The 19,516-nt window shown below is 61.6% G+C and carries 17 protein-coding genes; 12 read left to right on the top strand and 5 right to left on the bottom strand.

Features of this window, described 5'->3' with window-relative positions; genetic code table 11:
• Positions 1-38: 38 nt before the first annotated feature.
• The 3 genes from NQE15_RS14310 to NQE15_RS14300 all read left to right on the top strand — a co-directional run bounded on the left by NQE15_RS14310 (position 39) and on the right by NQE15_RS14300 (position 1,190).
• The gene (locus tag NQE15_RS14310) at positions 39-269 is read left to right on the top strand and encodes a DUF2789 domain-containing protein (protein ID WP_265942351.1); all 231 of its coding nucleotides are present in this window, start codon (positions 39-41) and stop codon (positions 267-269) included.
• Positions 270-305: 36 nt separating this feature from the next.
• The gene (locus tag NQE15_RS14305; RefSeq protein ID WP_265942350.1) at positions 306-731 is read left to right on the top strand and encodes a hypothetical protein; all 426 of its coding nucleotides are present in this window, start codon (positions 306-308) and stop codon (positions 729-731) included.
• A gap of 147 nt (positions 732-878) precedes the next feature.
• Complete coding sequence (locus NQE15_RS14300) at positions 879-1,190, top strand: hypothetical protein (protein WP_265942349.1); 312 nt, start codon at positions 879-881, stop codon at positions 1,188-1,190.
• Positions 1,191-1,357: 167 nt separating this feature from the next.
• Here NQE15_RS14300 and NQE15_RS14295 read toward each other — a convergent pair whose 3' ends face one another.
• The 3 genes from NQE15_RS14295 to NQE15_RS14285 form a co-directional block, all read right to left on the bottom strand.
• Positions 1,358-1,531, bottom strand: a complete 174-nt coding sequence (locus tag NQE15_RS14295; protein ID WP_265942348.1) for a DUF3149 domain-containing protein — start codon at positions 1,529-1,531, stop codon at positions 1,358-1,360.
• A 383-nt stretch (positions 1,532-1,914) separates the two neighbouring features.
• Entirely contained in the window at positions 1,915-4,290 is a 2,376-nt protein-coding gene (gene ppsA, locus NQE15_RS14290; RefSeq protein ID WP_265942347.1) for a phosphoenolpyruvate synthase, read from the bottom strand.
• A gap of 25 nt (positions 4,291-4,315) precedes the next feature.
• Positions 4,316-5,092 (bottom strand): FCD domain-containing protein, encoded by a 777-nt coding sequence (locus tag NQE15_RS14285; protein ID WP_265942346.1) that lies wholly within the window; start codon positions 5,090-5,092, stop codon positions 4,316-4,318.
• A gap of 175 nt (positions 5,093-5,267) precedes the next feature.
• Between NQE15_RS14285 and NQE15_RS14280 the strand changes: the two genes are divergently transcribed.
• The 8 genes from NQE15_RS14280 to NQE15_RS14245 all read left to right on the top strand — a co-directional run bounded on the left by NQE15_RS14280 (position 5,268) and on the right by NQE15_RS14245 (position 15,818).
• Positions 5,268-6,059: a (Fe-S)-binding protein gene (locus NQE15_RS14280; protein WP_265942345.1), complete on the top strand. Its 792-nt coding sequence runs from the start codon at positions 5,268-5,270 to the stop codon at positions 6,057-6,059.
• On the top strand, positions 6,056-6,721 hold the full coding sequence (locus tag NQE15_RS14275) for a LutC/YkgG family protein (RefSeq protein ID WP_265942344.1): 666 nt from the start codon (positions 6,056-6,058) through the stop codon (positions 6,719-6,721). Before NQE15_RS14280 ends, NQE15_RS14275 begins: the two co-directional genes overlap by 4 nt.
• 23 nt (positions 6,722-6,744) lie before the next feature.
• A complete protein-coding gene (locus NQE15_RS14270; RefSeq protein WP_416336544.1) occupies positions 6,745-8,175 on the top strand; it encodes a LutB/LldF family L-lactate oxidation iron-sulfur protein in 1,431 nt (476 codons plus the stop codon).
• A 627-nt stretch (positions 8,176-8,802) separates the two neighbouring features.
• Positions 8,803-11,082: an FAD-binding and (Fe-S)-binding domain-containing protein gene (locus NQE15_RS14265; protein ID WP_265942343.1), complete on the top strand. Its 2,280-nt coding sequence runs from the start codon at positions 8,803-8,805 to the stop codon at positions 11,080-11,082.
• The gene (locus tag NQE15_RS14260) at positions 11,055-11,567 is read left to right on the top strand and encodes a (Fe-S)-binding protein (RefSeq protein ID WP_265942342.1); all 513 of its coding nucleotides are present in this window, start codon (positions 11,055-11,057) and stop codon (positions 11,565-11,567) included. The genes NQE15_RS14265 and NQE15_RS14260 overlap by 28 nt, the downstream gene beginning before the upstream one ends.
• A 74-nt stretch (positions 11,568-11,641) precedes the next feature.
• On the top strand, positions 11,642-12,088 hold the full coding sequence (locus tag NQE15_RS14255; protein ID WP_265942341.1) for a universal stress protein: 447 nt from the start codon (positions 11,642-11,644) through the stop codon (positions 12,086-12,088).
• A 142-nt stretch (positions 12,089-12,230) separates the two neighbouring features.
• Positions 12,231-14,990 carry a phosphoenolpyruvate carboxylase gene (gene ppc, locus NQE15_RS14250; protein ID WP_416336543.1) on the top strand — a complete coding sequence of 920 codons (2,760 nt, stop codon included), beginning with the start codon at positions 12,231-12,233 and terminating at the stop codon, positions 14,988-14,990.
• A 9-nt stretch (positions 14,991-14,999) separates the two neighbouring features.
• Positions 15,000-15,818: a pyruvate, water dikinase regulatory protein gene (locus NQE15_RS14245; RefSeq protein ID WP_265942339.1), complete on the top strand. Its 819-nt coding sequence runs from the start codon at positions 15,000-15,002 to the stop codon at positions 15,816-15,818.
• Here NQE15_RS14245 and NQE15_RS14240 read toward each other — a convergent pair.
• Both NQE15_RS14240 and NQE15_RS14235 read right to left on the bottom strand, forming a co-directional pair.
• Complete coding sequence (locus tag NQE15_RS14240) at positions 15,790-17,922, bottom strand: hybrid sensor histidine kinase/response regulator (RefSeq protein WP_265942338.1); 2,133 nt, start codon at positions 17,920-17,922, stop codon at positions 15,790-15,792. The genes NQE15_RS14245 and NQE15_RS14240 overlap by 29 nt on opposite strands.
• Before the next feature lie 18 nt (positions 17,923-17,940).
• The gene (locus NQE15_RS14235; protein ID WP_265942337.1) at positions 17,941-18,537 is read right to left on the bottom strand and encodes a histidine phosphatase family protein; all 597 of its coding nucleotides are present in this window, start codon (positions 18,535-18,537) and stop codon (positions 17,941-17,943) included.
• Positions 18,538-18,827: 290 nt separating this feature from the next.
• Between NQE15_RS14235 and NQE15_RS14230 the strand changes: the two genes are divergently transcribed.
• Complete coding sequence (locus tag NQE15_RS14230) at positions 18,828-19,514, top strand: 2-phosphosulfolactate phosphatase (RefSeq protein ID WP_265942336.1); 687 nt, start codon at positions 18,828-18,830, stop codon at positions 19,512-19,514.
• Positions 19,515-19,516 lie beyond the last annotated feature (2 nt).

The following is a 19,516-nucleotide window of genomic DNA, read 5'->3' as shown; positions in this document are numbered from 1 at the left end:
ATCGAATGGAGGTCTGCATCAGCAACAAGGAGTTCGCCATGAATGCAAACCAGCACACCATGAGCAATCTGTTCGCCCAACTCGGCTTGCCAGCCGACCAGGCCGCCATTGACAGCTTCATCGCCGCCCACCGCCCGCTGGACAGCGACATCGCCCTCTACCGCGCGCCCTTCTGGAGTGCTGCACAACGCGCCTTCCTGAAGGAAGAAATCATCGAAGATGCAGACTGGGCGGGCGTTATCGACGAACTCAACGGTCGCTTGAGCTAACCCGCGATCACCCTAAATCCCGCAGGAGAAAACACCATGACTCGATCGATCATTTCATTGATTGTCGCTGGCATCGCTGCGCTCTGGGTGCCTCCGGTCCTGGCGGCGGAGCCGCCGCCCACGGCGGAAGCCAGCCAGGAAAATGAGGCTTGGAACAACATCAAGGCCTATACGCTGGAAAAAAAGACCGAGGCCGTCGCCTACGGCAAGAAGCTGATGAAGGAAACCGACGCCCGGATCGAGCAGTTGGAGGTCAAGGCCGCCCAGGCTACCGGTGAGGCCAAAGCCCAGTATCAGAAGGAAATGCAAGAGCTGAAGGTCATGCGCGCCAACACTGCCGCCAAGCTCGACACAATGGCGAAGGAAACCGGCGCCGCCTGGAACGACACCAAGCAGGGCTTCGCCGATGCCTACAAGGATTTGCAGCACGCCTACCAGAAGGTCGCCCGACGCTTCAAATGATACTGGCACTCGGCAGGCAGAGCGGGTTTGTATGCGGCATGTAGCAAGTTGTTACAACACGTTAAAGGCCTCAACTTAGGGGCTACTCCTGCCGTTAATAGCATTACGGAAGCAGTTTTCCGGAATGAACAAACAAGGAGTGCCACCATGTCGAAGCTTAGCCAGAACGATCTCAGTACCCTCGAAGAATCCGCGACGACCGCCGCGGCTTATCTGGATGCTTGCGACAACGGTGCCAAGTTCGTACGACTGGACCCGGATTATTACCAGGCATGTGGCCACCTGTTGCAGACCATTTTTGCCGTGACCGACGCCTCGAGAACCTTCCCGAGCCTGGTGCGGCAATCGGCTTCCGCCCGCGAGATGGCTGATTCCGTTGAAATCGGACGCCGAATCGATGTCAGCGTGCTCGCCTACTATCCGCAGCTTGCGGCCCTGCTGAAGCGCATCTCGGACTAGCACTTCGCCAGAAAAAGCTGGGCGACCCCGAATACCCTCCACTCAAGATAGCTGCCGACGGCCGCCCACTGCCGTGGGAGCGACAAGGGCACAATCAGCCCAGCCTTTCCTTGATTGAAGCGCTTCCGTGGCCGCCCATCTTTGGACAGCCTGAAACTCGACGCCTGCTACTTGCTCGGGGTCAGTCCATGCGACGAGCCGGATGCGAGATTTTCCTTGGCATCCGCTTTGGCATGCTGTGCGACATACCGCAGTATGTACACCGCCATGACCAGGATAAAACCGATGGTAAGCAGACTAAGCAGGCCAATATCTGACGTGAACAACAGATCCCATGCCATAAATTTCCTCCAATTTCCCCACGGTTGATGACTGCACTTTCAGTCACCATGTTTTATTCGCAAGACATATGCCAGCGAACTCAGCCAGGAAAATCATCAGGTCCCGAGCCCACCAAAAAAGGAGATCAAAGCCGTCGGCACGGCCGAGAGCCTGTAGTGCCAATGTTTGAACGGTGTGCTTCCATTGCCATCGAGGCACCGGAGACATGGAAAAACCGCAGCGCTACTAACCGGACGGGGACGATCAGCGCGCCATTTTTGGCAAAATGAAATTTATTCGCCATATATGACACGCCCCGCTCCGCAACATGAAACGGCGGTGCAGAAAAAAGAAAGGCCGGGTTGCCCCGGCCTTTCTGCTTCTTCGCAACCTACTAAACGAATCAGCCCTTCTTGTGCGTCGCCAGACGCGTCCAGGTATCGACCACGGTATCCGGGTTCAGCGAGATGCTGCTGATACCCTGATCCATCAGCCATTCGGCCAGATCGGCGTGGTCGGATGGGCCCTGGCCGCAGATGCCAATGTACTTGCCGGCCTTGTTGGCCGAAGAAATGGCCATCGCCAGCAGCATCTTGACGGCCGGATCGCGCTCGTCAAACAGGTTGGCAACCAGACCGGAGTCGCGGTCGAGACCAAGGGTGAGCTGGGTCAGGTCGTTGGAGCCGATCGAGAAGCCGTCGAAGATCTTCAGGAAATCGTCGGCCAACAGTGCGTTGGACGGGATTTCGCACATCATGATCAACTTCAGCTCGTTCTCGCCCTGCTTCAGGCCGTGTTCGGCCAGCAGATCGACGACAGCCTGGCCTTCGCCGACGGTACGCACGAAGGGCACCATCAGTTGCACGTTGGTCAGGCCCATCTCTTCACGAACCCGCTTCATGGCGCGGCATTCCATCTCGAAACAGTCGCGGAAGGACTGGGCGATGTAACGCGAGGCGCCGCGGAAGCCGAGCATCGGGTTTTCTTCTTCCGGCTCGTAGAGTTCGCCGCCGAGCAGCTTGCGGTACTCGTTGGACTTGAAGTCGGAGAGACGGACGATGACCGGGTTCGGCCAGAAGGCGGCGGCAATGGTGGACACGCCTTCGACCAGCTTCTCGACGAAGAAGTCCTTGGGCGAGGCATAGCCGCGGGCGCGGCGCTTGATCTCGTCGCGCTTCGAAGCCGGCAGGCGCTCGACGTCGAGGATGGCCTTGGGGTGGATACCGATGACGTTGTTGATGATGAACTCGACGCGAGCCAGACCGACACCGGCGTTCGGCAGTTGGGCGAATTCGAAGGCCAGTTCCGGGTTGCCGACGTTCATCATGACCTTGACCGGGACATCCGGCATGGCCGAGATGTCACGCGAGGTGATCTCGAAGTCGAGGCGACCGCGATAGACGTGGCCGGTATCGCCTTCCGTGCAGGAAACGGTGACGGTGTCGCCTTCGGTCAGCGTCTCGGTCGCGTCACCGCAACCGACGATGGCCGGGATGCCCAGTTCGCGGGCGATGATGGCGGCGTGGCAGGTCCGGCCGCCACGGTTGGTGACGATGGCGGAAGCGCGCTTCATGACCGGTTCCCAGTTCGGGTCAGTCATGTCGGCAACCAGCACATCGCCTGGCTTGACCTGGTCCATCTCCTTCGGATCCTTGACGATGCGGACCGGGCCGATACCGATCTTCTGGCCGATGGCGCGGCCGGAGGCGAGCACCTTGGAGAACTGCTTGAGCTTGAACTTCTCGATCTTGCCGGCGCCGGTCTGCGACTGCACGGTTTCCGGGCGGGCCTGCAGGATGTAGAGCTTGCCGTCGACGCCGTCCTTGCCCCATTCGATGTCCATCGGGCGACCGTAGTGCTTTTCGATGATCATCGCGTAGCGGGCCAGTTCCATGACTTCTTCGTCATTGATCGAGAACTGGTGACGCAGGGATTCTTCGACTTCTTCGGTGATCACCGACTTGCCGGCAGCCTTCTCGGCGGAGAAGGTCATCTTGATCATCTTGGAACCGATATTGCGGCGGACGACGGCCTTCTTGCCGGCAGCCAGCATCGGCTTGTGCACATAGAACTCGTCCGGATTGACGGCGCCCTGCACCACCGTTTCGCCCAGACCGTAGCTGGAGGTGACGAAGACGGCATCGCGAAAACCGGATTCGGTGTCGAGGGTGAACATCACGCCGGCGGCGCCCTTGTCGGAGCGCACCATGCGCTGGATACCGGCGGAGAGCGCGACATCGGCGTGGATGAAACCCTTGTGCACGCGATAGGAAATGGCGCGGTCGTTGTACAGCGAGGCGAAGACTTCCTTGATGGCGTGCAGGATGTTTTCCAGGCCGACGATGTTCAGGAAGGTTTCCTGCTGACCGGCAAAGGAAGCATCCGGCAGGTCTTCGGCGGTCGCCGAGGAACGCACGGCGAAGGACATGTCGGAGGTGGAGTCGGCAACCAGGCGCTGGTACTGCTCGGTGATCTCGATGGTTAGCGCGGTCGGGAACGGCGTTTCCATGATCCACTGGCGAATCTGGGCACCGCAGGCGGCCAGTGCATTGACGTCTTCGACATCGAGCGCGTCGAGGGCGGCATTGATCTTGTTGTCGAGGCCGCTCTGGGCCAGGAAATCGCGGTAGGCCTGGGCCGTGGTGGCGAAGCCGCCCGGCACACGGACGCCGGAATCGGCCAGCTGGCTGATCATCTCGCCGAGCGAGGAGTTCTTGCCGCCGACTTGGTCAACATCGGTCATGCGCAATTTTTCAAAGGGAATAACCAGGGGCTCCATACGGATTCCTTTCAGAGGGGTCAAATCAAGAAAAAGTGGAAGGTGAAAAATCGGTATTCAGGCGGCGCTCGGCGGTTTCGCGGCGCGCCGCGGAACGCAGCGACTGGGCCAGTGTTTCGCGGACGAAATCGATGTGTGTCTCGGCGGCATTGCGGGCCGCCTGCGGCTTGCGCTCGCGAATGGCCTCGAAGATGGCGGCGTGCTGGCGCATGAGCAGGGAACTGGCGGCGGGGATGCTTTTGAGCTCGCCGAGGTTGAGGCGGATGTTGTCGTGCATCAGGCGCAGCAGCGCGGCCGACATATGGCCGAGCAAGGCATTGTGGGCCGCGTCGCCGATTGCCTGATGAAAGGCGATGTCGGCAGCGGAACGCTTTTCCGTGTCGTCGCTCGCAAAGGCATCGCGCAGTGCGTTGAAGGTTTGTTCGAGGAGCAGCAAATCGGCATCGGTCGCCCGCTCGGCAGCCCAGGCGGCGGCCTGGCCCTCGAGCATGTGGCGGAACTCCAGCATGTCCTCGCGCAGGTTCGGATGGTTGCCGAGCATGTCACGCCACGGATCAAAGAAGGTAGAGTTAAGGCTGTCGGTCACATAGGTGCCACCACCTTGCTTGCTCTGCACCATCCCCTTGGAGGCCAGCTTCTGAATCGCCTCGCGCAGGCTCGGCCGTGACACGCCGAACTCGGCCGCCAGCTCGCGTTCCGGCGACAGGCGATCGCCCGGCTTCAGCGATCCTTCCAGGATGCGACGTTCCAGCGATGCCGCAACGGCATCGGATATACGCGGAACCTGCACCTTGTTCGTCATCGGTAAGACCACCTTGATTGGTAAGACCAACACATTTTAAACAGCCAATCGGCAAACTGCAAGTATAGGACTTTCCCTTACTTAATTGACTAAGTCACGGTATTCACGTAAATTTTCACCTCATGAATTATTGGTCTTACCAATGTACCGTTAAATAATTAACAGCGGAGACAAAATGAATAGTGCGAAACCCGGCCTGGCGCGGCCAAGCGACATCTACTTTTTTGCCACCTGCGTGGTCGATCAGTTCTTTCCCGGAGCCGGGCTGGACGCCATCACGCTGCTCGAACGCGAAGGCATTCGTGTCCACTTTCCTGATGACCAGACATGCTGTGGACAGCCCGCTTACACCAGCGGTTTCCCCGACGAGGCGCGCAAGGTGGCGGCACATCAGTTGACGCTGTTCCCCAACGACTGGCCGGTCGTCGTGCCCTCCGGCTCCTGCGCCGGCATGATGAAGCACCACTACCCGACGCTGTTCGCCAAGGACCCGGCGCGCCAGGCACAGGCCGAAGCCCTGTCGGCGCGCATCTACGAATTCACCGACTTCCTGGTCAATGTCCTCGGCTACCAGCCCAAGGACAAGGGTGGCGATTGCACCGTCGTCCTCCACACCTCCTGTTCCGCCCGCCGCGAGATGGGCGTCCATCTGACCGGCCGCAAACTGCTCGGTGGCATGGACAAGGTCAAGGTCGCCCAGCAGGACCACGAATCGGAATGCTGCGGCTTCGGCGGCACCTTCTCGGTCAAGCAGCCGGAAATCTCCGGGGCGATGGTCGAGGACAAGGTCAAGGCGCTCAAGGCGACCGGTGCCGAGCGCGTGGTCAGTGCCGACTGCGGCTGCCTGATGAACATCCTCGGCCACGCCGCCTGGAAGGATGACCAGGAAGGCCGCAAGACACCGAGCCTGCCCGGCGAACACATCGCCACATTCCTGCTGCGCCGGACCGAAGGGAGTAATCAATGAGCGCCCGTGACCGCATCCTCGCCAAATTGAAGGCGGCCAACGCGGCGCCGGCCGCCTTGCCCGACGTCGCCGGCTGGTACGCCACGCACCGCGTCCAGGAAGACGCTGTCGCGAAGACCAAGCGTTTCCGCCAGTGCATCGAACTCGCCCATGCCGAAACCTACGCCGTCTCCCGCGGCGGCTGGCTGCAAAAGCTCTGGGAAGTCCTGAGCGCCAAGCAGATCGGCAACCTGCTGGTGGCCCCCGGCACGGCCCACGGCGCGCGCGCCCAGGCTGAACTGCCGGCCTTGGGGATCGCATGCCCGGCCTACGACCAGCCGATCGAAAACTGGAAAGAGGCGATGTTCCGCGACACTCCGGCTGCCTTCACCAGCGCCCGCGCTGCGATTGCCGAAACCGGCACGCTGATCCTGTGGCCGGATGCCAACGAGCCGCGCCTGATGTCGCTGGTGCCGCCGGTGCATATCGTGCTGCTCGATACCGCCCATATCTACAACACCTTCTACGAAGCCATGCGGCAGGAAGGGTGGGCCAGCGGCCTGCCGACCAATGCCCTGCTCATCTCCGGCCCCTCGAAAACCGCCGACATCCAGCAGACCCTGGCCTACGGCGCCCATGGCCCGAAGGAACTGGTGGTCCTGCTGATCGGAGACGAACAATGAACGCCCCTACGGAACATGCCAACATGACGCCGCACACCCTCCAGTTCATGCCATCGGCGGGCTTCCGCGCCCGCTCCAAGGCGGTGGTCGACAATCCCTTCCTGCGCCAGAGCTTCCGCGGCGCCATGGATTTCCTGATGAGCAAGCGCGCTGCCCAATTCCCCGACACCGAGGAACTGGAAAGCCTACGCACGCTGGGCGAAAGCATCCGCCAGTACAATCTGGCCAAGCTGCCGACCCTGCTCGAACAGCTCGAAGCCAACCTCACCCGTAACGGTATCCAGCTCCATTGGGCCGAGACGCCGGACGAAGCCAACGCCATCATCCTCAGCATCTGCCAGAAGCATTCGGCCAAGCTGATGGTCAAGGGCAAGTCAATGGTCAGCGAGGAAATCGAGCTCAACCATGCGGCCGAAGCCGCCGGCATCGGCGCCCTGGAATCGGACATGGGCGAATACATCGTCCAGCTCGCCGGCGAGAAGCCCTCGCACATCATCATGCCGGCCATCCACAAGACCAAGGAAGAGATCGCCCGACTCTTCCACGAGAAGGTGCCCGGCGTCGATTACACCGACAATGTCGATGCGCTGATCCAGATCGGCCGCAACGTGTTGCGCGAGAAATTCCGCGAAGCCGACATCGGCCTCTCCGGCGTCAATTTCGCGGTGGCCGAAACCGGCACCCTGTGCCTGGTCGAGAACGAAGGCAATGGCCGGATGTGCACCACGGCGCCGCCGGTCCATATCGCGGTGACCGGCATCGAGAAGATCGTCGAGAAGCTCGAACACATTCCGCCGCTGCTCTCGCTGCTGACCCGCTCGGCGACCGGCCAGAACATCTCGACCTACTTCAACATGATCTCCAGCCCGCGCAAGGCAGGGGAAAAAGACGGGCCGAACGAAGTGCATCTGGTGCTGCTCGACAATGGCCGCAGCCAGGCCTATGCCGACGAGCAGTTGCGCAAAACGCTGCAATGCATCCGCTGCGGCGCCTGCATGAACCACTGCCCGGTCTACACCCGGATCGGCGGCCACGCCTACGGCACGACCTACCCCGGCCCGATCGGCAAGATCATCTCGCCGCATATGCTGGGGCTGGAGGCGACGTCTTCCATGGCCACCGCATCGTCGTTGTGCGGGGCATGCGGGGAGGTCTGTCCGGTGAAGATTCCGATTCCGGAGTTGTTGATGCGTTTGCGGGAGGAGGCGTTTACGGCGCCTCATGCCAATCCGGCGATGCGAGGACAGGGGGCGGGGTATAGCCGGTTGATGACGGGTATCTGGCGGGGGTGGGCGGCGGTTTATCGCTCGCCTGGGTTGTATCGGATGGTTTCGTGGCTGGGGAGTCGGTTTGGGTGGCTGATGCCGTCGAATCAGGGAGCGTGGACTACGGTTCGGGTGCCATTGCGGCCGGCGCCTAAGCGGTTGAGGGATATGTTGAGGGAACGGGGCTGATGGCTTTTGCCTTTTCTGAACCCTTGGGTTCCGCGCTTGAGGCGCGGGCGTACTTTTTCTTGCTTCGCCAAGAAAAAGTAGCCAAAAAGAAGGCGACCCCGGGTTACGCGGTCGGCTGCGCCGACTCCCCTGCGCTACTCGCTACTGGCGGGGGCTGCGGAACTCGGGCCTGCGGCCCTCAGACAGTCCTCGCCCTTTTTCCGCCAGCAGCTCCGTTGCTCGGCGCTGCACACGGGGACCCGAGAGGCAAAACCGAGCCCGTTCCCGACCACCGTCACTCCCGCGCCGGCGGGAGTCCAGTCTCATGCATGGATTCCCGCCTACGTGGGAATGACCGTGCCACCGTTTCACCACGGGTCGTTTTTCCGGGCCCCTTGAGAGGTGCCGAGCAACGCAGAAGCGCCGGGGGTAGTCGGCGAGCACTGTTTGAGGGGCGCAGCCCCGAGTTGCGCAGCCGCCCGGCGTTTCGAGTAGCGCAGGGTACCCGGCTCCGCCGGGCACCGACCCAGGGGTGGCCTTTTCTTTGGCTACTTTCTTTTGGCCACACAAAAGAAAGTACGCCCGCCAGCAAGGCGGAACCCCAAGCCACAACAAAGACAAACGTCTAAACAACGAGACAAACGCAAAATGAGCGAACTGATCCAACACCTCCGCCAGCACCTCCCCGACCACCAAATCATCATCGACGATCTCCGACGCCTGGCCTACGGCACCGACGCCAGCTTCTACCGCCTTATCCCCCAAGTCATCACCGTCGTCGAAACCGAAAACGACCTCAGAACGGTGTTAACCGCCGCCAAAAAGCACAACACCCCGCTCACCTTCCGCACCGCCGGCACCAGCCTTTCCGGCCAGGCGATCACCGATGGCATCCTGGCCCTGATCGGCGAAGGCTTTGCGACCTACGAATTGAACGCCGACGCCACTAAAGTAAAAGTCGGCCCCGGCATCATCGGCGGTGAGGTCAATCGTCGCCTGGCGCCGCACGGCAAGAAGATCGGCCCCGATCCGGCCTCGATCAACGCCTGCAAGATCGGTGGCATCGCTGCCAACAACGCTTCCGGCATGTGCTGCGGCACGGCGCAGAACAGCTACCGGACCCTGGCCGGCCTGCGCGTCATGCTGGCCGACGGCACGCTGGTCGATACCGAAGACCATCTCAGCATCGACGCCTTCTCGAAGAGCCACGCCGTGCTGCTCGGCGAGCTGGAGCGCCTGGGCCGCGACACGCGCAACAACACCCGGCTCGCCGAGCGCATCCGCCACAAGTTCAAGATCAAGAACACCACCGGCTACAGCCTCAACGCGCTAGTCGACTACGAGCATCCGCTCGACATCCTGGCCCATCTGATGATCGGATCGGAAGGCACGCTCGGCTTCATTTCACGCATCACCTACCAGACCGTCGTCGAGGACCCGTTCAAGGCCAGCGCCCTGGTTTTCTTCCCGGATATCCGCACCGCCTGCGAGGCGGTGATCCGCCTCAAGCCGCAGCCGGTTTCGGCGGTCGAACTACTCGACCGCCCGGCCCTGCATTCGGTCGAGAACAAGCCCGGCCTGCCGGCCATCATGCGCGAACTGGGCGAAGACGCCGCCGCGCTGCTGATTGAAGTCCGCTCCGGCACGGTCGATGGCCTGCAGGAACGCATCGCCGCCGTGCATGCCGCGATGGACGGCGTGGCAACAGTCGAGCCGATGGTCTTCTCGACCGATCCGGCGACCTGCGAGATGTACTGGAAAGTGCGCAAGGGCACCTTCCCCTCGGTCGGCGCCATGCGCCGCACCGGCACCACGGTGCTGATCGAGGACGTCGCCTTCCCCATCGCGTCGCTGGCCGATGCCACGCTCGATCTGCAGGCCCTGCTGCGCCACCACGGGTACCACGAGGCGATCATTTTCGGCCACGCCCTGGAAGGCAACCTGCACTTCGTCTTCACCCAGGATTTCGGCGACCCGGCCGAAGTCGACCGCTACGCCCGCTTCATGGACGACGTCTGTCATCTGGTGGTGGACAAGTACGACGGCTCGCTGAAGGCCGAGCATGGCACCGGTCGCAACATGGCACCCTTCGTCGAGCTGGAATGGGGCAAGGAAGCCGCCGACCTGATGCGCAAGATCAAGCAGCTCTTCGACCCGGAAAACCTGCTCAACCCCGGCGTCATCCTCAACGACAATCCGCACGCCCACCTCGAGAACCTGAAGCCGATGCCGGCTGCCGAAGACATCGTCGACCGCTGCATCGAGTGCGGCTTCTGCGAACCGCTCTGCCCCTCGCACCGCCTGACGCTCAGCCCGCGCCAGCGCATCGTCAGCGTCCGCGAACTGGCGCGCCGCGCCGCCGCCGGCGAACCGGCCGGCGCCATCGGCGAGGATTACCCCTACATGGGTCTCGACACCTGCGCTGCCTGCGGCCTGTGTTCGACGGCCTGCCCGGTCGGCATCGATACCGGCGACCTGACCCGCCGTCTGCGCGGCCGCCAGCTCGGCGACACCAGCCGGGCGATCAACACCTGGACCGGCGAGCATTTCGCCACTTTCGCCAACGCCTCGCGCCTCGGGCTGTCGGTCGGCCACGCGGTCTCCGGCGTGCTGGGCGACAACTTCCTCGGCCGCATCTCCGGCGGCGCCTGGAAAAAGAACATGCCGAAAGCCGGCAAGTCGCCGGTCGCCCGAACGATGCAGGGCGATCCGGTGGTCTATTTCCCGACCTGCGGCGGCCGCATCTTCGGACCTTCGAAATCAGGCGAACAGCAGCTCGGCGACGTGATCATCGAACTGCTGACCCGCGCCGGCTATGCCCCCGCCTGCCCGAGGGCTTCGACCAGTTGTGCTGCGGCCAGATGCTGGCCAGCAAAGGCATGGCCGAAGAAGCCGACGGCATGTCGAGAACCCTCGAAGCAGCTCTGATGAAGGCCTCCGACAACGGCCGCTACCCGGTGATCATGGATGCCAGCACCTGCTCGGCCCGCATGCAGAAGCACCTGGCCGGCCGGCTCAAGCTCTACGATTTCCACGAATTCGCCCACGACGCCCTGCTGCCGCGCCTGATGATCACCAGGGAGACCGGCCCGATCGCCCTCCACGTCAATTGCAGCGTGCGCAAGAACGGCTCGGACGCCAAGCTCAAGCAACTGCTCGCCGCCTGCGTCGAGCAGATCATCGAACCGGCCGGCGTCACCTGCTGCGGCTTTGCCGGCGACCGCGGCTTTGTCGTGCCTGAATTGAACCGGCACGCCTTGCGCAAGATCCACGACGAACTGCCGAACAATTGTGCCTGCGGCGTGTCGACCAACCGGACCTGTGAAATCGGCCTGACCGCCGAAACCGGACTGACCTACCAGTCGATCGCCTATCTGCTCGAAAAATGCAGCCGACCGCAGCCCGCATGTTGAGGATTTCCCTAACAGCCGAAATCCCGGCGACTTGCTAAGGTACGACCCATTCAACGAATTCAAGGAGAACACCCATGTACAAGAAAATTCTGGTTGCCATCGACGACAGCGAAACCTCCCGCAGCGCACTGGCCGAGGCCATGCATATCGCCCGCACCAGCAAGGCCAAGCTTTACATCACCCACGTTGCCGACGAAACCATCCTCAATATTCATGGCCATGCCTTGTCCAGCGTCATCAACCTGGAAGGCGCGATTGCCAACCTGACCGAGGCTGGCAGCAATCTGCTCGACAAGGCGATGCAATCTGCTACGGACGTCGACGCCGAAGCACTGATGCTGGAAGCCCGCAATCGCCGCGTTTCGGAAACGGTGGCCGACAAGGCCAGGGAACTCGGTGTCGATCTGATCGTCGTCGGTCGCCATGGCCAGCGCGGCCTGGCAACGCTGATTCTCGGCTCGGTCGCCGAACAACTGGCCAAGATCGCCGACGCCTCGGTACTACTGGTCCGCAAGCACTAGCACCAGCCTCTGGGCTTGTCGCACTAGACTGTGTAAGCTCTAGCGCTGCCCGCCATGGCGGGAAGATGACGCCTGAAAAATCAATAGATCCCCGCCCAGTCGGGGATCATTCACGATGGGAACCCCAATGTCAGATCGCGCCCTGGACACTAACAAGGACGAACCGCTCCGCACCGACATCCGCCTGCTCGGCCGTGTCCTCGGCGACACCGTGCGCGAACAGGAAGGTGACGCCGTGTTCGACATCGTCGAGCGCGTTCGCCAGACCGCCGTCAGCTTCGCCCGCAACGGCGACCCCGCCGCCCGCGCCGAACTCGCCGCCCTGCTCGACCCGCTGCCGCGCGAGACGACGCAGGCCGTCGTTCGCGCCTTCAGCTACTTCCTGCAACTGGCCAATATCGCCGAGGACGAGCACCACATCCGCCGGCGCCGCGCCCACGACCTGGTCGGCTCGCCGCCGCGCGAAGGCAGCCTGATTTTCGCCCTCGATGCCCTCCATTCGGCAAACGTTTCGCCGGAAGCGGTGGCCGATTTCTTCGCCCACGCTCTGGTCGCCCCGGTGCTCACCGCGCATCCGACCGAAGTCCAGCGCCAGAGCCTGATCCGCAATCACCGCGATATCGCCCGCCTGCTCGACCAGCGCGAACGCCTGCAGATGACGCCCGAGGAAGAGGCCGAGAACGATCTGGCCCTGGCCAATTCCGTTCTCACACTGTGGCAGTCGCGGATGCTGCGCCCGGTGCGCCTCAAGGTGCTCGACGAGGTCAAGAACGGCATCACCTACTTCAAGGAAACCTTCTTCACCGAACTGCCGCGCCTCTACATCCAGGCCACCCAGCAGTTGCACAAGCGCTACCCGGCGCAGCGCTGGGCCCTGCCCCCCTTCTTCCGCGTCGGCAGCTGGATCGGCGGCGACCGCGACGGTAACCCCTTCGTCACCGCCGAAATCCTGCGTGAAGCTCTGCGTCTGCAATCGGCTGCCGCGCTCAACCATTACCTCGAAGAAGTCCATGAACTGGGTGGCGAACTGCCGCTCTCCGACCTGCTGATCAAAGTCACCCCGGAACTGCTGGCCCTGGCCGAGCACTCGACCGACCATTCGCCGCAACGCTCCGACGAACCCTATCGTCGCGCGCTGTCCGGCATCTACGCCCGCCTCGCCGCTACCGCCCGGGTGCTGGATCACTTCGAGCCGGTGCGCCATGAAATCGGCCACGCCGAACCCTACGCCACGTCGGACGCGCTACGCGCCGACCTCAAGGTGCTGGCCAATTCGCTGAAGCTGAACGGCAGCGCCAATCTGGCCGGCGGCCGGTTGCGCCGCCTGCTCCGCGCGGTGCAGGTCTTCGGCTTCCATCTGGCACCGATCGACCTCCGGCAGAATTCCGAAGTGCATGCCCGCAGTGTCGCCGAGTTGCTCGCCGGCGCCGGTCGCTGCCCCGATTACGAGGCGCTCTCCGAAGCCGAGCGCCGGAAGCTGCTGGTCGAGGAAATCAGCACGCCGCGCCCGCTTTATTCGCCTTACCTCGAGTATTCCGAGGAAACCCAGGGCGAACTGGCGATCTTCTTCGCCGCCCGCGAACTGCGCCAACGCTACGGCGCTGCCGCCCTGCCCAACTGCATCATCTCGAAAACCGACGGCGTTTCCGACCTCCTCGAACTCGCGCTGCTGCTCAAGGAATCCGGCCTGCTGCTGCCCGGTGCCACACCGCGCCTCGACGTCAATATCATCCCGCTGTTCGAAACGATCGAGGACTTGCAGAAGAGCGCCGCCACCATGGAAGGCGTCTTCGCCATCCCGGCCTATCGCGAACTGATCGCCGGTCGCGGCAACGAGCACGAAGTCATGCTCGGCTATTCCGACAGCAACAAGGACGGCGGTTTCCTGACCTCGGGCTGGGAGCTGTACAAGGCCGAAATCGAACTGGCCGGCGTCTTCCGCAGCCACGGCGTCCGCCTGCGCCTGTTCCATGGCCGGGGCGGTTCGGTTGGTCGCGGCGGCGGCCCCTCCTACCATGCCATCCTCGCCCAGCCGGCCGGCGCTGTTTCCGGCCAGATCCGGCTGACCGAACAGGGCGAAGTGATCTCGACCAAGTACGGCAACCCGGATACCGGCCGCCGCAACCTCGAAGTGCTGCTCGCCGCGACGCTGGAAGCCAGCCTGACCGACCACGAGAACAAGGTCGAGCCGGCCGAGCAGTTCCACGCCGTGATGGACGAGCTTTCGGCCCGCGCCTTCAACGCTTATCGTGGCCTGATCTATGAAACGCCGGGTTTCACCACCTACTTCCGGCAATCGACGGTGGTTTCGGAAATCGCCTCGCTGAACATCGGCAGCCGCCCGGCTTCGCGCAAGGCTTCCGAGCGTATCGAAGACCTCCGTGCCATTCCCTGGGTGTTCTCGTGGGCGCAATGCCGCCTGATGCTGCCCGGTTGGTACGGCTTCGGCGCGGCGGTCGACGGCTACCTGGCGGCGAGTGCACAAAACGGCACCGACGGCCTCGCCACCTTGCGCCGCATGGTCAAGTCCTGGCCCTTCTTCCAGAGCCTGCTCTCGAACATGGACATGGTGCTGGCCAAGACCGACCTCGCCATTGCCTCGCGCTATGCCGAACTGGTCGCCGACGGCGAATTGCGCGACCGTATCTTCAGCCAGATAAAGGCCGAATGGGCGCTGACCAAGCGGCACCTGCTGAGCATACTGGAGCAGGACGACTTCCTCGCCGACAACCCGCTGCTCAAGCGGTCGCTGCAACTGCGCTCGCCCTACATGGACCCGCTCAACCATTTGCAGGTCGAATTGCTCAAGCGCCACCGCTCCGGCGAAACCGACGAACGGGTGGCCCGCGGCATCCATCTGACGATCAACGGCATTGCGTCGGGATTGCGCAACAGCGGTTAAAATCGGCGGATGCCTACCATCATCAAACGCAGCGTCTTTTTTGTCTCCGACGGCACCGGCCTGACCGCCGAGGCCCTCGGACACAGCCTCCTGACCCAGTTCGAGGATGTCGAATTCAAGCAGATCCGGATTCCCTTCCTCGACAGCATTGCCAAGGCCCAGGATGCAGTCGCCCGCATCAACGCCCAGGGCGAGGCCGACGGCATGCGCTCCATCGTATTCACGACGCTGGTCAATCAGGAACTGGCCAGCATCGTCCATCAGGCCGATGCCTTCTGCCTCTCCTACTTCGAAACCTTCCTGGCGCCGCTTGAAGCCGAACTCGGCGTCAAGTCCAGCCACACCGTCGGCCGCTCGCACGGCACGGCCGATAGTTCGGACTACAAGCAACGCATCGAGGCGATCAATTACACGCTGGCTCACGATGACGGCATCACCGACCGCGATCTGGCCGAGGCCGACGTGATTCTGGTTGCCGTCTCACGCTGCGGCAAGACACCGACCTCGCTTTACCTGGCCATGCAGTTCGGCCTCAAGGCAGCGAACTTCCCGCTGATCCCGGAAGACTTCGACCGCGGCCGCCTGCCCGGCACGCTGGAAAAGCACCGCTCCAAGCTCTTCGGCCTGACCATCCAGCCCGAGCGCCTGCACCAGATTCGCGAGGAGCGCCGCGCCGACAGCAAGTACGCCTCGCTGCCCAATTGCCGCTACGAGATTGCCGAAGCCGAAAAGATGATGCGCCGCGAAGGCATTCGCTGGCTCGATTCCTCGACCAAATCGATCGAGGAAATCTCGACGACTATTCTGCAGGAACTGAAACTGCGCTGATTGGCGACGCTGGCAAACCGGACGTTTGGTCCGTGACGCAAACATCTTGGCTTCGAGACCGCTTCAGCCATAGCAACAGCGTAGAAAACAGCAACTCGGGATCAACCGGTTTGGAAATGAAGTCATTCATCCCGGCATTAAGACAACGCTGCTTGTCCTCGACGAAGGCATTGGCTGTCATGGCGAGGATCGGCACCGACCTGCCCTGCGGCAACTGGCGAATGCGCCGGGTCGCCTCAAGACCGTCCATCACCGGCATCTGCATATCCATCAGGATTACGTCATATTCGTTGCGAGTTGCCATGGCCAGTGCCGCCGCACCATCTTCGGCACAATCGACCTTCGCCGCTACGTCTTCCAGTAATAGTGACGAGACTTCACGATTGACCGGATCATCCTCGACCAGCAGTATTCGGCTGCCCTTGTAGTCATGCAGAATCCTGGCCTCGGCCGCACCCGCGGGAGACGTGGCCATCTCCTCGTTCAGCACCGCGCCTTTTTTCAGACGGACGGTAAACCAGAAGGTGCTGCCAACCCCCAAGACGCTATTTACCCCGACTTCGCCGCCCATGACTTGCGCCAGACGCTTGGTAATCGCCAGGCCAAGGCCGGTTCCGCCATATTTCCGGGTAATCGAACTGTCCGCCTGTTCGAAAGTGGAAAACAGTTTCGGCACCGTCTCCGATGGAATCCCAATTCCCGTGTCCTGGACTTCAAAGCGCACCAGCACGCTTCCGGCACCGTCATCCTGAATCGTGGAGCGCAACGAAATGCTTCCGGCCTCGGTGAATTTCAGTGCATTGGTGGCAAGGTTCAGCAATCCCTGCTGGATTCGGGTCGGATCACCCATTAATTTGAGGGGCTGTACCGGAAGGTCGGCAAGCAGCTTCAGGCCTTTCACCTGCGCCTTGTCGTAAAGCATGGAAACGATGTTCTTGATGATGCCGGGAACATTGACCTCCACTTCTTCCAGCACGAATTTTCCGGCCTCGATTTTCGATAGGTCAAGAATGGCATTGATGATGCCCAGCAAATGCTGTCCGGCCGTATTGATCTTGTCGAGCCGTTCGGCTTGCTCGGGATTGACGCCCGAGCGCTGGATCAGGTGCGACATGCCGGTAATGGCATTAAGTGGCGTTCGTATCTCGTGCGACATGTTGGCGAGAAAGGCGCTCTTCGAAATATTTGCGGCTTCCGCAGCGTCCCTCGCCTCGGCCAGCTCGGCAGTCCGTGCCTCGACCAGTTTTTCGAGATTCGTCTGATACTCCAGCAACTCCTTTTCAGCCTTACGTCGATCGATCAAGGCTTGTCGAAAACTCAAAACCGAGCCTGCAAGCTCGCCGAATTCGCCGTTCTTCTTCTCATGTAGTTGCTCGATGCCCGGTAACGGCGCGGGGTCTTCTTTTTCCCTGGCCAGTTGCCGAAGGGCGGTGGCCAACGTTGTCACTCGCGCCCCCATCGACCGCGAAGAGGTCATGGCAAATGCCAGCATGACCACCAGACTGATAGCGACAACGCTGATCGCCCGGTGAAAAGCCGTGTTGAAGGCATCGGCTGCGGCCTTGCCACTCTTTTCGACGCGTTTGCCAAGGTCGAGCGCAAGGTGATGGGCGCGCTGCGAGAAGGATACGAAATGGTCACGCGCCTGACTGATGTGACGGCCAGCCACAGGCGGATCGATCGCCGCGATGTCGGTAGCCATGATCACGTAGTTTCGATATTTCTCGTAGTCGGCCTGCAGTGCGGCCGTATCGTCAGGCGACACCGCGAGCGCCGTAGCCGATCGGTTCAACTGCTGCACCCGAACGCTGAGGGCAGCCAGGGCATCGACCATCTCCGAATGGACCCGGTAGATCGCGCTTTCGCTAAGTCGCCCGCGCTCCGCTTCCTTTAGCACCTCCGCGACACGTTGCTGCTGTGCTGCCATCTCGTCACTAACGCGCGTCACCTCATTGAGCAGGTTCAGGCTGCCTTGTTGCGCTGAAATCTCCTCGCGGTGCTGCTCTTTGAGACTGTATAGAACCCCCATGTTGATCAGCATGGCGGCGCCGGCGACAAGAACCGGCAAGAGGAAGATCAACAGGAACGTACGTCCGGATTTCATCTAAACCACTTACCAAAATTATTTCGGCAGCAGTGTATGCCAATCCTCCGGGTGAATGCTGGCCACATACTCATAACCGTTTGCTCCATCGACATTGAAGACGACTATCGTTCCCTCAGGTTTGACGAAGAAACCAATCAGATCGTCGAGATTGGGTGCGTGCGCAATCATCAGGGTGTTGGCGCCTCGTGGCACAGGCAAGGCGAGAAGTTTTTTCAGTGCTTCGATACGTGGTTTTTTCTCTTCGCTGGTCATGTTGGCGGAATACATCAGCGACTCAACGATCTGGAAGTTTTCACCGATGGCCAGTTGGGCTGATTCCTTGGTGCGGCACATCGGACTTACCAGGATTTTCCCCAAGGGAATTTTGGCGTCTCGGATAGCCTTGCCAACCTGTCTCATCAATTTGCGCCCATCGTCAGACAATGGTCTCTGGGTGCTGCAATCGGCGAGGTCTACGTTAGGTACGCGATCCGGCCGGCTGTTGTCGGTATTGCCATGTCGCATATAGAGGACAAAGCCGCCGGCGCGGATTTTGTTCAGGAGTTCAAGCGTTATTGGTTTTTCGACAAACGCCGGTTTTGTCGTGGGCTCTGCCCCCAGGCGAAGGAGCAAGCCAGGATGCAAGCGATTGACAGCTTGAAGAGTGACTTCATGATTCGGCCCTCCGACTCGCAACGGTAATAGTTGTCAAGCTACTTCAAACGAATGAAGCACCTATTGATCTTCGACAACGAATCGCACTGGTTTGGAGCCGTCTCTCGCGATGACTGTCTCTCCGTCCTCCGCTTGCGTTTCAGGCTCTGCCATACGGAATCTGTTGTCCGGAAGTGCCAGTGCGGTTATTTTGTGGCATCTCCCTGCGCGAGTTTGCAAAGGGTGTGCATTGGTCTTCCCCATTTGCCATGAAATTTTCCCGCCTCTTCCTGAACCGCCTGCAGAATCGGCCCAATGCCAACGACACAGTCGTCGTGATCGATGTTCTGCGCTCGTTCACGACGGCAGCGGTGGCACTTGCCAACGGGGCGCGCGCCATTTACCCGGTGGCGGGCGTTGCCGTGGCGATGGCGCTGCTTGGCCGGCTCCCCAACTCGGTATCGGTGGGCGCCGTGGGCGGCGGCGACCCGGTACCCGGATTCGATTTTGGCAATTCCCCCTCTCGGCTGATGGATGCTGACCTTGCCGGCAAGACTGTCGTGATGAGCACGGCGGCGGGTGTCCGCGGCCTGCAGAGTTTCCGCCAGGCACGGCGGCTGTACGCCGCCAGCCTCGTTTGCGCCCGAGCAACGGGAGAGGCGATCCGCGTCGCGGGTGCCGAGGACGTTTGCTTTGTCATCACCGGCGAATGGGTCGATCGCGATGGCGACGAGGACATCGCATGCGCCGATTACATTGAATCCTTGTTGTGTGGCAATCCGGCCAGGCCGGATCAATTCGCTCGACGCGTGCGGGAGTCCGACTTCGGGCAGCGCTTCGCGGCCGGCACCTGGCCCAATCTACCTCGGGCCGACCTCGATATCGCCACCCACGCCGATCTTTTCGAATTTTCCATGCCGGTTTACCGGGAAGGGGAGCTTCTGGTCATTCGCTGAAG

It is taken from the genome of Dechloromonas sp. A34, from assembly GCF_026261605.1.
Lineage (GTDB): Bacteria > Pseudomonadota > Gammaproteobacteria > Burkholderiales > Rhodocyclaceae > Azonexus.
Note: the sequence above shows the minus strand (reverse complement) of the source record. Positions and strands in the feature narration are given on the sequence as shown.

Coding starts and splice junctions, on each gene's coding strand:
- NQE15_RS14300 (WP_265942349.1), top strand. CDS start 879: ATGTCGAAGCTTAGCCAGAACGATCTCAGTACCCTCGAAGAATCCGCG.
- NQE15_RS14265 (WP_265942343.1), top strand. CDS start 8,803: ATGAGCGAACTGATCCAACACCTCCGCCAGCACCTCCCCGACCACCAA.
- NQE15_RS14270 (WP_416336544.1), top strand. CDS start 6,745: ATGACGCCGCACACCCTCCAGTTCATGCCATCGGCGGGCTTCCGCGCC.
- NQE15_RS14275 (WP_265942344.1), top strand. CDS start 6,056: ATGAGCGCCCGTGACCGCATCCTCGCCAAATTGAAGGCGGCCAACGCG.
- NQE15_RS14285 (WP_265942346.1), bottom strand. CDS start 5,092: ATGACGAACAAGGTGCAGGTTCCGCGTATATCCGATGCCGTTGCGGCA.
- NQE15_RS14280 (WP_265942345.1), top strand. CDS start 5,268: ATGAATAGTGCGAAACCCGGCCTGGCGCGGCCAAGCGACATCTACTTT.
- ppsA (WP_265942347.1), bottom strand. CDS start 4,290: ATGGAGCCCCTGGTTATTCCCTTTGAAAAATTGCGCATGACCGATGTT.
- NQE15_RS14255 (WP_265942341.1), top strand. CDS start 11,642: ATGTACAAGAAAATTCTGGTTGCCATCGACGACAGCGAAACCTCCCGC.
- NQE15_RS14245 (WP_265942339.1), top strand. CDS start 15,000: ATGCCTACCATCATCAAACGCAGCGTCTTTTTTGTCTCCGACGGCACC.
- NQE15_RS14305 (WP_265942350.1), top strand. CDS start 306: ATGACTCGATCGATCATTTCATTGATTGTCGCTGGCATCGCTGCGCTC.
- NQE15_RS14295 (WP_265942348.1), bottom strand. CDS start 1,531: ATGGCATGGGATCTGTTGTTCACGTCAGATATTGGCCTGCTTAGTCTG.
- NQE15_RS14230 (WP_265942336.1), top strand. CDS start 18,828: ATGAAATTTTCCCGCCTCTTCCTGAACCGCCTGCAGAATCGGCCCAAT.
- NQE15_RS14240 (WP_265942338.1), bottom strand. CDS start 17,922: ATGAAATCCGGACGTACGTTCCTGTTGATCTTCCTCTTGCCGGTTCTT.
- NQE15_RS14260 (WP_265942342.1), top strand. CDS start 11,055: ATGTCGAGAACCCTCGAAGCAGCTCTGATGAAGGCCTCCGACAACGGC.
- NQE15_RS14310 (WP_265942351.1), top strand. CDS start 39: ATGAATGCAAACCAGCACACCATGAGCAATCTGTTCGCCCAACTCGGC.